This window comes from Kaistella flava (ex Peng et al. 2021), assembly GCF_015191005.1.
Classification (GTDB): Bacteria; Bacteroidota; Bacteroidia; order Flavobacteriales; family Weeksellaceae; genus Kaistella; species Kaistella flava.
Map to the genome: position 1 here is coordinate 3,606,420 of NZ_CP040442.1, position 14,272 is coordinate 3,620,691.

At 34.4% G+C, this 14,272-nt stretch carries 15 protein-coding genes; 12 read left to right on the plus strand and 3 right to left on the minus strand.

The genetic code is table 11. From position 1 onward, the window contains the following. Positions 1-83 precede the first annotated feature (83 nt). From Q73A0000_RS16290 to Q73A0000_RS16325, 8 genes are all read left to right on the plus strand, one after another. Positions 84-1,007, plus strand: coding sequence for a DnaJ C-terminal domain-containing protein (locus Q73A0000_RS16290; protein WP_193811954.1), 924 nt, complete (start codon positions 84-86; stop codon positions 1,005-1,007). Beyond that, positions 1,004-1,276, plus strand: a complete 273-nt coding sequence (locus tag Q73A0000_RS16295; RefSeq protein ID WP_193811955.1) for a chaperone modulator CbpM — start codon at positions 1,004-1,006, stop codon at positions 1,274-1,276. Before Q73A0000_RS16290 ends, Q73A0000_RS16295 begins: the two co-directional genes overlap by 4 nt. 298 nt (positions 1,277-1,574) lie before the next feature. After that, complete coding sequence (locus Q73A0000_RS16300) at positions 1,575-3,779, plus strand: GEVED domain-containing protein (RefSeq protein ID WP_193811956.1); 2,205 nt, start codon at positions 1,575-1,577, stop codon at positions 3,777-3,779. 264 nt (positions 3,780-4,043) lie between these two features. Further along, entirely contained in the window at positions 4,044-4,415 is a 372-nt protein-coding gene (locus Q73A0000_RS16305) for a PadR family transcriptional regulator (RefSeq protein WP_193811957.1), read from the plus strand. A gap of 4 nt (positions 4,416-4,419) precedes the next feature. Next, complete coding sequence (locus Q73A0000_RS16310; protein ID WP_193811958.1) at positions 4,420-6,111, plus strand: PspC domain-containing protein; 1,692 nt, start codon at positions 4,420-4,422, stop codon at positions 6,109-6,111. A 332-nt stretch (positions 6,112-6,443) separates the two neighbouring features. After that, positions 6,444-7,010 (plus strand): 1-acyl-sn-glycerol-3-phosphate acyltransferase, encoded by a 567-nt coding sequence (locus Q73A0000_RS16315; RefSeq protein ID WP_193811959.1) that lies wholly within the window; start codon positions 6,444-6,446, stop codon positions 7,008-7,010. An 11-nt stretch (positions 7,011-7,021) separates the two neighbouring features. Further along, the gene (locus tag Q73A0000_RS16320; RefSeq protein WP_193811960.1) at positions 7,022-7,441 is read left to right on the plus strand and encodes a PaaI family thioesterase; all 420 of its coding nucleotides are present in this window, start codon (positions 7,022-7,024) and stop codon (positions 7,439-7,441) included. Positions 7,442-7,450: 9 nt separating this feature from the next. Next, the gene (locus Q73A0000_RS16325) at positions 7,451-8,422 is read left to right on the plus strand and encodes a chorismate-binding protein (protein WP_193811961.1); all 972 of its coding nucleotides are present in this window, start codon (positions 7,451-7,453) and stop codon (positions 8,420-8,422) included. Between the two features lie 84 nt (positions 8,423-8,506). On the opposite strand, the gene Q73A0000_RS16330 is transcribed toward Q73A0000_RS16325, so the two are convergent. Both Q73A0000_RS16330 and Q73A0000_RS16335 read right to left on the minus strand, forming a co-directional pair. After that, positions 8,507-8,884 (minus strand): DUF1634 domain-containing protein, encoded by a 378-nt coding sequence (locus tag Q73A0000_RS16330; protein ID WP_193811962.1) that lies wholly within the window; start codon positions 8,882-8,884, stop codon positions 8,507-8,509. Next, on the minus strand, positions 8,885-9,715 hold the full coding sequence (locus Q73A0000_RS16335; RefSeq protein WP_193811963.1) for a sulfite exporter TauE/SafE family protein: 831 nt from the start codon (positions 9,713-9,715) through the stop codon (positions 8,885-8,887). It abuts the gene before it with no gap. A 109-nt stretch (positions 9,716-9,824) separates the two neighbouring features. Here Q73A0000_RS16335 and Q73A0000_RS16340 point away from each other — a divergent pair, with 109 nt between their 5' ends. After that, the gene (locus tag Q73A0000_RS16340) at positions 9,825-10,376 is read left to right on the plus strand and encodes a DUF1543 domain-containing protein (RefSeq protein ID WP_193811964.1); all 552 of its coding nucleotides are present in this window, start codon (positions 9,825-9,827) and stop codon (positions 10,374-10,376) included. 7 nt (positions 10,377-10,383) lie between these two features. Continuing rightward, the gene (locus Q73A0000_RS16345) at positions 10,384-11,496 is read left to right on the plus strand and encodes a 5-(carboxyamino)imidazole ribonucleotide synthase (RefSeq protein ID WP_193811965.1); all 1,113 of its coding nucleotides are present in this window, start codon (positions 10,384-10,386) and stop codon (positions 11,494-11,496) included. Between the two features lie 78 nt (positions 11,497-11,574). On the opposite strand, the gene dapA is transcribed toward Q73A0000_RS16345, so the two are convergent. Further along, on the minus strand, positions 11,575-12,447 hold the full coding sequence (gene dapA / locus Q73A0000_RS16350) for a 4-hydroxy-tetrahydrodipicolinate synthase (protein WP_193811966.1): 873 nt from the start codon (positions 12,445-12,447) through the stop codon (positions 11,575-11,577). A 111-nt stretch (positions 12,448-12,558) separates the two neighbouring features. Here dapA and Q73A0000_RS16355 point away from each other — a divergent pair, with 111 nt between their 5' ends. Both Q73A0000_RS16355 and Q73A0000_RS16360 read left to right on the plus strand, forming a co-directional pair. After that, on the plus strand, positions 12,559-13,329 hold the full coding sequence (locus tag Q73A0000_RS16355; protein WP_193811967.1) for a 5'-nucleotidase C-terminal domain-containing protein: 771 nt from the start codon (positions 12,559-12,561) through the stop codon (positions 13,327-13,329). Then, positions 13,322-14,272: a bifunctional metallophosphatase/5'-nucleotidase gene (locus Q73A0000_RS16360; protein ID WP_193811968.1), complete on the plus strand. Its 951-nt coding sequence runs from the start codon at positions 13,322-13,324 to the stop codon at positions 14,270-14,272. Before Q73A0000_RS16355 ends, Q73A0000_RS16360 begins: the two co-directional genes overlap by 8 nt.

Here is a 14,272-nt window from a genome sequence, read left to right on the forward strand (position 1 = left end):
AAGTAAATATAAATAGAAGATTTAACAGAACTTTAGAACGTCATTCGCTTTAGTTTTTTTAAATTTGAGTAAATCATTTTTCTATGGCATATATCGATTATTACAAAGTTTTAGGCATTGATAAAAAAGCGACTGCCGACGAAATAAAAAAAGCCTACCGGAAATTAGCCCGGAAGTATCATCCTGATGTGAATCCTGGCGATAAAGAGTCAGAGCGAAAATTCAAAGAACTTAATGAAGCGAATGAAGTATTGAGTAACCCTGCCAATAGAACCAAGTACGACCAATACGGTGAAAACTGGAAACATGGTGAACAATATGAACAGGCTCAACAACATCAACGTTCTCAACAAAGCCGCCAGGGTAGAGGATATGGTGGATTTTCTGAAGCCGATTTTGGTGAAGGAGCCGATTTTTCTGATTTTTTCCAAAGTATGTTTGGTGGTGGAGGTGGCGGTTTTTCAAGTGGTTCCAGAGGAAGTGCGTCTGGGAAATTTAAAGGTCAGGATGTAGAAGCGACTTTGAGTTTGGAATTACGTGATGCTGCGAAAACCCACCAGCAGACTTTTGATATCAATGGTAAAAAAGTAAGAATTACAATTCCAGCTGGAGTTTCTAATGGACAAAAGATTAAACTCAAAGGTCACGGAAATCCCGGTCATAATGGAGGACCGAACGGAGATTTGTTCATTACTTTTAATATTGAAGAAGATCATCAGTTTAAAAGAATGGGCAATGATTTGAGTTCAGATCTTGAAATTGATTTATATACTGCTATTCTTGGTGGTGAAACTTTAGTGAAAACACTTGATGGAACGGTTAATTTAAAAGTAAAACCAGAAACGCAAAACGGAACTAAGGTTAAATTAAAAGGCAAAGGTTTTCCGGTCTATAAAAGAGAAGGTGAGTTTGGGGATTTGTATGTCACTTACATTGTAAAAATGCCAACGAGCTTAACTGATCAGGAAAAAGAGTTATTTCTTCAACTTAAAAATTTAGCAAAATGAGCGAAAGAATATCACGAGAAGAATTAGTGAGAATCTACAATGTTGAGATTACGTTCTTCGACTCTTTAGAAGAGGCAGGTCTGCTCACCACCGAAACAGAAGACGACATCAAATATTTGCAATATGATGATTTATCTGCTTTTGAGAAATTTACCAATTGGTATTATGATTTAGAAGTGAATCTGGCGGGATTGGAAGTTATCAATCATCTATTGAGCCAGATTGAAAAAATGAGGCGTGAAAATGAAAGGATTTCAAAGTTGATCTAATATTCAAATCTCTTTATCTAAAGTATTTAGTTATTATTAAATAAACCGCCTCGAAATGAGACGGTTTTTTTGATTAATAGAAATTTCATGTTGAAAAGGTTTGTTAAGAAAATGTAATTTATTTTTTTTAATTCTCCCTTTATCGCAAAGTTATAAATGGTGGCATCATTGTGATTACAATTGGCTTTTCCGAATATCTTAAGGGATTTTAAGAAACTTTAAGAATGTTTTATAAAATTGTTTTTTTATTTGAATTAAATTCATTTAATTTGTGGGACATATAAAAAAAATAATTTACATGAAAAAACTTTTACTAGCGTGCTTTATGGCACTAGGAATTGGTGCGAGTGCACAATTCAATTACACGGCAGATCCGGGTACAAATGCAGCTGCCATTCCTTTTGCGGTGGTTGCTACTCCTGTTACAGCGGCTTGTATTGGTAACGGTGCTTCTCAAGCAGCGTCTGCTACGAATACACAAGTAGGTATTGGTATTAACTTGGGTATGATTGGTCAAACCAATAATGGACAGGCTGCAACAGTTTCTGTTTCCTACAAAAAAGCAGGTACTGGTACAGGTACACTGATTCTGACATTGTTTGATACTGAGCCAGGTGGTACTACCTGGAATATTACAGAGCTTGCTTCAGTTGCTATACCTGCAGCTACTATAACGACTTGTCAAACACTTACAGCGACAATTCCTTCAGGTGTTCTGAAAACTGACGGCTCAAGAGATTATGCTTATGGGTATTTCTTTGCAAGAACTGCGGGTAATTCTACCCTTACAACTGCCGACTATGTAATTCTGCAGGATGTTGTAACTACTGCACCGGCTTGTACTACAATTACTGCGCCTGTAAATGGTTCTACTATTGGATCGGGGGCGCTCAATATTATGTGGAATGCAGCACCTACAGCGACTGGTTACAAATTGACTGTTGGTACAACTGCTGGAGGTTCAGATGTATTTAATGGTACTATAACAGGTGGTGTTACCAATCAGTTTGTTCCTGTAAGTAAAAACGCAACTTATTATGCTAAAGTAGTTCCTACTAATGCTAATGGAAATGCTACAGGTTGTACAGAAATCACTTTCAATACAGATAATACTGTTTCTTATTGCGCAGTAGATGTAAACACTCTTAATCCTAGTTATGAAAGAATTTCTAACGTTAAATTTGCTAATATCAATAATCCTTCGACTGCTGTAGTAGCATATGAAGATTTTACAGCGATTGTAGCAAATGTCGTAAAAACTAAAACTTATCAAATGATCGCTACGATCTCTGGTTTTGATAACGATAAAACTAGTGTGTGGATTGATTATAACCAAGATGGTGATTTTACGACAGATGAAAGAGTTGATCTTTCTGCTGCTGCTGCTGCTACAGGGAATATTACAATTCCAACTACCGCACTTTTGGGTAATACTAGAATGAGAATTAGAACCAATTTCTCTGTCTTTCCTGCTCCTTGTGGAACTACAGAATATGGTCAGGTTGAAGATTATACAGTTAATATTGTTGATCTTGCTTTACCAAGTTGTGTAACCGTTACAGCAACACCGCTTCAAGCGCCAACTACAACCCTTACTTGGGCTGCAGATACGATGGCGACAGAATATAAAGTTTATGTAGGAACTACTTCTGGTGGTACAGATATTGCTAATGGCACTTCTGTTACTACAACTAGTTTTGCTGTAAATGGCCTTAGTAAAAACACGACGTACTTTGCGAAAGTTGTTTCATCGAATAGTTTAGGAGATGCTACAGGATGTACTGAAATTTCATTTACTACTCCTGCAGACTGGACTTATTGCGCAGCAACACATACTACTGTTGGTGCAGATAGAATTGCGAAAGTAGTAATGGCAGATATTGATAACTCGAGTACAGTTACAACCATTCCAGGTGGTTATGAAGACTTTACTGCTGTTGTAGGAAGTGTTGAAAAAGATGGGACTTATCCTGTGGCTATTACGGTTGCAAGTGGTAACGTTAATGACAAAGTGAAAGTTTGGATCGATTATAACCAAAATGGGATCTTCGATGATAACGAGATGACCTTATTAACTTACGTATCTACTACTTCAACAACTGGAAATATTACAATTCCTTCAGATGCGAAATATGGAAATACTCGTATGAGAATCAGATTAGCAAGACAAGCAAGTGCAACTGCGGTTGTAGCTTGTGGTAATATTGCTGCTCAAGGAAGAACACAGGATTATACAATTAAAGTACTAGAACCTACTGCAGCAACTTCGTCTGTAACTAAATCTGCTACTTCCGTTTATCCTAACCCATTCCAAGATGTATTGAAAATCTCTGATGTAAAAGGAGTTAAATCAATCTCTGTAAGTGATGTTTCAGGAAGACAGGTTAAAAACATGAAACCTGCTGCAGAACTTAACCTTTCAGACTTAAAAACTGGAATGTATATCGTTACCCTTAACATGGAAGACGGAACAGTTAAATCGTTCAAAACAATCAAAAAATAATATTTAGTTATTATTTAAATAGGAACCGCCTCAATTAGAGGCGGTTTTTTATGTTTTCTTTCAGAGTTTAAAGTGGTTTGTTCGAGGTTTTGTAGTTAGCGATTAAAATTAATTAAAAATATTTTTAAATTTTTACTACTTTGTATTGCATAATACTAAATTAATTATATATCTTTGCATAGTAAGATTGGTTAAGGATAATTTATTTTTGATTTAATGAAATCTTGCTTGTTAACAATTGAACTAATTAATAGCCCATAAATAATGAACACAGAAAACACCAAAGCGCAAATGCGAAAAGGAATTCTGGAATTCTGTATTTTAAGTTTAATTAATGAAAAGGAAATGTATGTTTCCGATCTCATTGATGAATTGAAAAAAGGAAAACTAGATGTGGTGGAAGGAACACTCTATCCGCTCCTTACCCGATTGAAAAACGGAGAATTTCTTTCCTACCGATGGGAAGAGTCTACCGGAGGACCGCCCCGAAAATATTATCAGTTGACCGAGAAAGGAAAATTATTCCTCGCCGAACTGCTTAATACCTGGAATGAACTAACAGATTCCGTTAACCAAATAACTAAAAACAATAACCCAACGAACGCTCCTGAAAACTCGTTCGAACCAAATAACTAAAACGATGAATAAGACACTCTCAATAGGACTTGCCGGTTTCTCTTTCACCATAGAGGAACATGCCTACATCAAACTCAGCGACTATCTTGCCGCGCTTAGAAGTTCTTTGGATGTTACCGAAGCAGATGAAGTGATGCATGATATCGAAATTAGAATGGTCGAAATATTTAAGGATGCACTCGGAAAGCGTGAAGTTATTAATGACCTTGACGTAGAAAGAGTAATTGCTCAAATTGGTTCTCCAGAAAAAATTGAAGAACAGGAAGAAGCTTATTTCTCGGAAAAAACTTCTAACGGTAAAAAGGAACAAAGATCTTCCGCGAATTTTAACGGACAAAAACAATTGTTCCGTGATCCTGAACATGCGAAAATTGCCGGAGTATGTGCAGGTTTAGCACATTATGTCGGAATGGATATCACCGCAATGCGCGCAATTTGGTTAGGGATAGCAATTATCGGAATGTTTACTGCAATCTCTACAATTATTGTTGTTTTAATTTACATCATTCTTTGGATTGTATTACCCAGAGCTGAAACAGCAGCTGATTTTTTAAAAATGAAAGGGAAACCGATGAACTTCGATAACCTTAAGGAAGAATCGACTAAGATTGTCCAGTTCGCTAATGAATCTACCCAGAAAGTAGGAGAGCTTTACAACGAAAATAAACCTTACATCAACAAGGCGGGGAATGGACTTTGGGCAGTGATAAGATATTTTCTAGGAGTAATATTGGCAATGATTGGCCTTAGTCTTTTAGTCGGATCGTTTGGTATTTTAGGGTATGGTTTAACTGGAGCCAGCAATATCAATTTTTTCACTAATTTAGGATTTTATTTACAAGACAGTAATCTTGGATTTGTGGTAATTGCGTTATCATTTCTAACCACTTTTATTCCAGGATTAATTTTCACTTATCTGGCCATAAAATTATTTTCGCCTAAAACGCGATTTAATAATACGGGATATGTCATTGGCGCATTAGTTTTACTCTGGATCGGATTGGTTGCTGCAACTGGCTTTACCGCCATTAAAGTTAAGAGCCAATACAGTGGAATCAACGATGATATCGAAAACATTGCCATCAATACCACTTCCGATTCCATTTTAATTGATGTGAAAAAAGTAGTTATTCCACAAAATTTTAAATCATATTGGGACGATGTGTATTCTGATGGAAAAGTTATTTACAAACAGGATTATCCGAGAATTGATGTAACCAGAAAAGATGTGAAAGCGCCGTATCTTGAAATTAAAAAAAGAGCGGACGGTTATAATTTACCTTTAAGAGTAACAGTTCCGTTGGAAATCATTGATAATAAAATTACGCTTCCGAATTACTTCTCTTATCCTTATAATGATCGTTTCCGGGATTACCGAGTAGATTACGAACTGATTATTCCGAAACATATGAAAGTGATTTCGTTGCATGATGAGCGTGGTTTCTCCGTAAATGATGACGAAAAGGATGAACATCATGACGATAATAATAGCGATTCAGTATCAGTCAGCTCTGGAAATAATTCGATTATCGTTCCTTCTAATAATGCTGACTCTATTATTGTTAATGGTAAAAAAGTCGGAAAGAAAGAGGCTCAGCTGATCATTAAAAAAATGAAAATTGATTCCGATGATATTGAAAATGTAGATATTTCGATCAGAAACGGAAAGAAAGAAATCTCTATTAAAACTAAATAATTGATAGGATAAAGTTTGAAAACAGAGATTCTGTTTTTCAAATTCATAAACTTTAATAAAAATTAACACTCACAGAATTCTTTTTATAGATATTAATTCCTAATTTCGTAGAGTTAATTTTAGCACTAAATAATTAACAGCCAATAAACACAATATTATGGTACAGTTCGTTTTAGAAATAGCAATTAAGATAGTAGATTTCGTTAGTAATTTATTATTCTAAGAATATTAATTCAATATCTTTGTAAAGTATAACCAATTGAGTTTGGTTATACTTTTTTGTTTAAAACTCTTTTTAAAAATACTGGTTATTATACCAAATTTTCAATATTATGAAGAAATTTCTAAGTAAATTAATACTCAAAATTATCGGTTGGAAAGTAGTTCTGGAAGGCGATGTAAATAACCTGGACCGTTGTATTTTGGTCGTTGCGCCACATACTGCAAATTCAGAATATATGTTGGGAAACCTGGCTTACTGGTCATTAGGAAAACCGTTGAAAGTCATTATTAAAGATCAGCATACCAAAGCGTGGTACGGCTTTTTAGTCAAAGCGATGGGCGGTGTAGGAATTGATCGTTCGCAGAAAAATCACTTGGTTAAATTTGTTGCAGATTTATTTGAAAAAGAAGATTTAAGCTTGGTAATTACGCCGGAAGGAACCAGAAGTTGGGTTCCGAAATGGAGAAAAGGTTTCTATCATATGGCTTTAGCTGCAAAAGTGCCAATCGTAATCGCATCTGGAGATTTTAAAGATAAAACGATTTATTTGGGTAAAAAAATTTCTGTCGAAGATTTGCAAACCCGAACTTACGAAGATATCATGTCGGAATTGGAAGAGTATTATAAAAAAAGAACGCCCAAATTTCCGGAAAAGTGGAATCCGAAAATTTACTAACCCAAACTTTTATGGAAAACAAAGAACAGATTTTAGAAAAATTAAATACTTGGGGTGGCGAAACCTTAGGTAAAACTTTAGATATTATTTTTACTGATGTTACTGATGACACGTTGACGGCAACAATGCCTGTCAGTCCGAAAGTACATCAGCCGTACGGAATTTTACATGGTGGCGCAAGCTGTGTTTTAGCGGAAACATTGGGTTCTTCGCTATCAGTTTTACATGTAGATACTGAAAAATTTGCACCGGTTGGAACCAATATTAATTCCAATCATTTGCGCAGTAAAAAAGACGGAATCGTTACTGGAACTGCAAGATTTATCCGCAAAGGAAATACGATGCATGTTTCTGAAATTGAAATCCGTGATGAAAAAGGAACGCTCATCAATCATACTACGATGACCAACAATATTATTCCTCGTAAATAGTAAGTAGTAATGTTGTATTTCAGATATCCTTTTTCTGACCAAATTTTTACAACTGATGAAACTTTAGTTACAAAATCAGTTCGTTTTGTATCTTTTGATACCAATGAAATACTTGATTTTAATGGAAATATAAATGAAGTTTCTTTAGATGAATTTTCAGGAAATCAAATTTTTTCTGATACAGTTCCTTCTGTTTTAAATAATTTTAAAGAAGAAAACGAGATCGATTATCTGGAAAAAATTACTCAGGTCATTAACTTTGCTAAAGAGAATGATCTTTCTAAGTTGGTGATTTCTCGTAGAAAGTTAGTTGATTTCAGCAATGATAAAATCAATTTATCTCAAACCTTTTTAAATCTCAGTCAGTCTTATCCAAATGCATTCGTTTATTTATTTGTTAAAAATGGGAAATGTTGGATAGGTGCTTTTTCGGAAGTTCTCGGAAAATTCAATAAGAAAACTTCGGAGTTTGAAACGATGAGTTTAGCGGGAACAATTCCTGTAAATGAAGATTGGACTAATAAGGAAATTGAAGAGCAGCAACCAGTTACCGATTACATTGCAAATATTTTAAAAGATTATTCTGTTGAGATTAATCAGTCTGAAACATACGACCATCCATCAGGAAACATCAAACATTTACGAACGGATTTTAAAGCGAAAATTGACCGGGAAGATTTAGAAAAAGTAATTTCAGAATTACATCCAACTCCTGCAGTTTGTGGATTTCCAAAGGAATTTTGCCGAAACGCAATTTCAGAATTTGAAAATTATTCGCGCAGTTTTTATGCAGGTTATATCAAAGTAGAAACTGACGAAACGATTCAGTATTTTGTCAATTTAAGATGTGCTGAGTTTTTTAAAAATGCTGCCCTGTTATACGTCGGTGGTGGAATTACTGCAGACAGTTCTCCCGATAAAGAGTGGCAAGAAACCGAATTAAAAGCTGGAGCTATTTTGAAGAATCTTTCTTTTAATTAAAAAGTACGCATATTGTAAACTCTCAGTATCTCAATTATCTGTTCGAATTACTTCGCTGATTTACCAATTGAATTTCACGAAAATTTAATGTGTAAATCCCATCAAAAAACTCACCACCATAATTCCCAAAACGATTAAAGATACGACTACATAAGTGTAATCTTTCTCTTTAATATATCCAGCGAGTGCGAAAATAATTCGAACTAAAGGCGTTAGAATCAGCAACAAAATCCCCAATTGAATAATTGCCATTCCTTCAAAATTCATCAGTGAAGTCCAGAAACTTCGCCAGATATTATCTTCCGCTATTTCTAATGAAGCGTAATCTTTAGGCATTTCAAAACCTTCCAGCGAAAGCTTAATAAATCCCAAAAACGAAGTAATAACCGATAATAGTACACCAATCCGAAGAAGATTTCCCACGGAACGGTTAAGGTCGATATCTGTAAAATGCTTCTTCATTTACTTAAAATTATGGTTAATTCCGTTGTACATCATATAAATCGAAAGGATACTAACTACAACTGCGAACACGACTTTCAATTTTTTAGTTTGAGAAACAATCAAAGTTTTTGATCCAATAAAACTTCCTAAAACGACACCGATTAATACCGGAGCCACAATTACAGGAATGATTTCACCACGTTGAAAATAGATCAGTGAACTCGCTACAGCAGTTACACCAATCATAAAATTACTGGTTGTTGTAGAAACTTTAAAAGGAAGTTTCATCATGTTATCCATGGCTAAAACCTTCAATGCGCCTGATCCTATTCCTAAAAGTCCTGACATAATTCCTGCAAATACCATCATGAAAAAACCTGAAACGGTATTTCTGGCAGAGTATTCTTTAACAACACCTTTGTCTGGAAAAGTTCCAAATAATTGTAGTTTATGCTCTAGGCTACCTCCTACTATTGGTTCCTGATGATCTGGCTTTTTCCGTAAATTCAGAACCACGGTCATAATTAAGATGCTTGCAAAAATAATCCCAATGGTATTAGGATTTAAAATTCCCGAAATTAAAGCACCGATAATTGCGCCGGTTGTCGTGGCGATTTCTAAGAACATTCCGATCCTGACATTGGTAAAGCCCTCTTTTACAAAAGCAACCGCAGAACCGGAAGAAGTACCGATGACTGAAATCAGTGAAGCACCAATTGCGTAATGCATTGGGACACCGAAGCCAAGAGTAAGTAAAGGAATGATGACAACGCCGCCGCCTAATCCAGTTAAGGATCCTAATAATCCAGCGGCCACAGCTCCGAAGAACAGAATTAATATTTCCGACATGCAGCAAATTTAGGTATTTTTAACTTTTTAGAAAATATTTTCATATTAAAAATAGCTTAATAATATTTTATACAATTTATTTAAACCGTATTTTTGTTTTTTCTTGAACATGAAATTATTCTATATCATTCTCGGCGCTACACCAAAAGGCAGAAATACGGAGCAACATGATGTGTTTTTCGGTATTGCGGAAACATTGAAGGAATTGATTCCTGAGATGAAAAAATTCTGGATGGAAGCACAAGGTAAAATTCATATCGATTGTTATCAGGAAGTGAAATATATTGACGGTTTCGAAGTGAAAATCGTCGAGAAAGATTCACAAATTTCCGAGAAACAACTGTTCTTTATTAATCTTGGTGGTTATCAGCATGGAAAGTTTGAGGAGCTTCATCAACAATATTTGATGGTTGGCAAATCGATGGCTGAGATTATTAGAAGAGTGAAGAAAACCGATTTTTATAAAAATATGGGCTTCAAAAATGCAGAAAGTCATATTGATGACAAACACGGCGTTGACATTGATGATATCTTTAAAGTAAATGATATTTTATCTTTAAAAATGAAAGAAAAATATTCTATAGTTTTAGAAAAAACGGAGGTTGAAAATCAGGAGAATTATACATTTATCGGCTATTTGGCAATTAGTAAATTAAAGTAAATAAAAAATGAAAATAGGAATTTTAGGAGGCGGACAATTGGGTAGAATGTTAATTCAGGAAGCATTGAAATACGATGATCAATTTCATATGCTCGATCCAAATGAGGATTGTTCTTGTGCCCATATTTCTGTTTTCACCAAAGGAGATTTTAATAAAAAACAAGATGTTCTCGATTTTGGAAAAGACAAAGATGTAGTTTCTATTGAAATTGAACATGTGAATGTCGAAGCTTTAGAAGAGTTAGAAAAGCAAGGAGTGAAAGTAATTCCGAATTCCAATATCATTAAAATTATTCAGCAGAAAATTTTGCAGAAACAGTTTTACGACGAGTACCAAATTCCAAGTCCAGAATTTCAGATTATTTTATCAAAAGAGGAGGAGATTGTTATCGGATTTCCTTTTGTTCAAAAACTAAATACTGGAGGTTATGATGGGAAAGGAGTTCAGATTATTAAAGATGAAAATGATTTTAATAATTTATGGGATGAACCTTCCGTTTTAGAAAATTTAGTAGATATTGATAAAGAACTTTCTTTAATTATTGCTAAAAATGAGCGTGGCGAAATCAAGAGTTTTCCTGTAACTGAGATGGTTGCTGATCCTAAATTAAATTTATTAGATTTTAATATTTGTCCAACTCAGATTTCTGATGATGTTCAAAATCAAATTGATGTCATTGCTGAAAAGTTCATGAAAGCTGCCGATTCGGAAGGTTTGTTTGCCATCGAATTATTCCTGGATAAAAATGGAAAAGTTTGGGTCAATGAAACTGCGCCGAGATTACATAATTCGGGACATCAATCACAGGAAGGAAATGCCAACTCTCAGTTTGAACAATTCTATCGTGTTTTGAAAAACCTTCCTTTGGCAGATACTTCTGCTTTTGGATTTTCAGGAATGCTAAATTTAGTTGGTGAAGAAAATTTTAGCGGTAAAGTAAAATACGAAGGTTTAGAAAATGTGTTGAAATTACCAAATGCTTACGTTCATTTATACGGAAAAACGGAAACGAAACCTGGGCGAAAAATGGGACACATTAATGTTCTGGCAGATTCTCGTGAAGAACTTTTAGAACAATTAATTAATATTAAATCTTTGGTAAAAGTGGTTGCTGAGTAATTAATTGAACTTAATTCTAATTCAAAAAAAAAGGACTCTTCAGAAAAAGAGTCCTTACTTATATTTGAAATACGGCAATTATATTGTTGCCATTTCAGCTTTAATCTTATTCTGTAATCCTTCACTTGCAATAACTAAAGGCAATCTTACAAAGTTTTTAACGATTCCCATTTCAGCTAAAATCGTTTTAATTCCGGCAGGATTTCCTTCTGCGAAAATCATTCTGGTGATTTCTACCAATTTATTGTGAATTTCATAAGCTTCTTTTATTTTTCCATCAAATGCCAACTGAACCATTGTAGAAAATTCTTTTGGATAAGCTTGTCCGATTACTGAAATCACACCATTTCCACCCGCTAAAGTTACTGGAAGTGTATATTCATCGTCACCGGAAACCAAATTAAAATGCTCGGGTTTTTGACGTAAAATATCGAAATACTGATTAATATTTGGGCCAGCTTCTTTAATTAAAAATAAATTCGGGAAATCTTTTGCTAATCTTAAAGTAGTGGAAGCTTCTAGATTTTGTCCTGTTCTTGATGGAACATTATAGATAATAATTTGTTTTCCAGTTCCTGCCAACATTTTATAATGCTGATAAAGCCCTTCCTGATTAGGTCTGTTGTAATAAGGAGATACAGAAAGTACCGCATCGAAATCTGATAAATCAGTTTCTTCGATTTGTCTTTTTACTTCCATCGTGTCATTTCCACCGATTCCTAAAACCAAAGGAAGACGTTTATTATTAACCTTTATAATATGTTGAGTAACTGCTTTTTTCTCTTCATTAGAAAGCGTTGCTGCTTCTGCGGTCGTTCCTAAAACAACCAAGTAATTTGTTCCGTTGTTGATGTTGAACTCAACCAATTTGGTTAAAGAATCAAAATCTACGGATAAATCTTCATTAAAAGGCGTAACTAAAGCTACACCAAGACCTTTTAAATTGCTCATTTTTATAAAATTAATGTTTCAAAATTACGAAAATTAATACTAGAATTTATTAAAAAAAAGGATAAGTTTATATTCATATCTTTATATTTGCAATAATACATTTTAATGATAATGAAGACAAAATATTTGATTTCTTGTTTAGCACTTTTAGCGATTATTTCGTGTAAAACACCGCTGAGTGTTGCGAATGTGCAGACGCAGAAAAATATTTCTATTTCTAAAGAATTGCCTGAAGATGCAATTTTCACAAAGGTTATAGAACCTTATAAAGTAGAACTGGAAGGGAAAATGAATAAACTAATTTCACATACTTCTGTAGATTTAACAAAACAAGGCGATAATAGTAATTTGGGAAATCTCTTGGCAGATTATACTTTTGAAGGCGCCGATGCTTGGGGGAAAAAAAATGGACTTCCCAATGGAGTTGATGCTGCAGTAATTAATATCGGTGGAATTAGAACGAATATCGGAGCCGGCGATATTTTAACGAAGCATGTTTATGAAGTAATGCCGTTTGAAAATGAACTAATAATCGTTAAAATGAAAGGAACTGATTTGCAGGGACTTTTTGATTATTATCTGAAAACTCAGGTCAATAATCCCGTTTCTCATTTTTATATTGAAACTGAAAATGGAATGAATGTCAAGGAATTGGTGAACGGAAAAGAAATAGAGCCAACCAAAATATATTATATTGCAACGTCGGATTATTTAGCAATGGGTGGTGATAATATGTCCTTTTTTGAAAAAGGAGAACTGATTCCAACGGGAATAAAATTACGGGATTTGTTTTTGGAGAAATTTATTGCTAATCCTGAAGTTAAATCCCCAACAGATATTCGCCTGAATTTTAAAAACAAAAAAAACAAAACTGATGAATAGGAAACAGTTTTTAAGAACTATTGGTGGTGGAACATTGGCGATGACTTTGGCGCCTAATCTTTTAATGGCAGAAGGTTTTACGGCTTTAAATGCTGCTTCAGAATATCAGCTGACTATTTTACATACTAACGATCAACACAGTAGAATTGAGCCTTTTGATTCCAGTTATACAAAAAATCCGAATCAAGGTGGTTTTGCTCGTCGTGCCGCTTTAATTCAAAAAATTCGTGGCCAAGAAAAAAATGTTCTTTTGCTTGATTCCGGTGATACTTTTCAAGGAACTCCATATTTTAATTTCTTTGGTGGCGAACTTGAATTTAAATTAATGTCGATGATGGGTTATGATGCTTCTACAATGGGGAATCATGATTTTGATAATGGATTGGCAGGTTTTAAAAAAGCACAGCCGAATGCGAAATTCCCTTTCATTTGCTCAAACTATGATTTTTCAAATACCATTTTGGACGGACAAACTATTCCTTATAAAATTTTTAATAAAAATGGAATTAAAGTAGGAATATTTGGAGTTGGAATTCAGCTGGAAGGATTGGTCGGTAAGAAAGAGTACGGCGAAACCGTTTACCAGAATCCTATCGAAATTTCGCAGCATTACGCAGACTTTTTAAGAAAAGAAAAAAAATGTGATTTGGTGATTTGTCTTTCTCATATCGGATATGATTATAAAGATGATCCGAAGAAACTTTCAGATAAAATTTTAGCTGCAAAAACCGATGGAATTGATTTGATTTTAGGTGGACATACGCATACTTTTTTGCCGGAACCACAATCGTTCATGAACCGGTCTGGTAAAAATGTTTTGGTCAACCAAGTGGGTTGGGCAGGATTGCTTTTAGGAAAAATCAACTTTTATTTCGATAAAAATAAGAACGTGAAGAATATTTCATGGAACAATCAAGTTATAGATGCTAGCATTTTAGTGTAA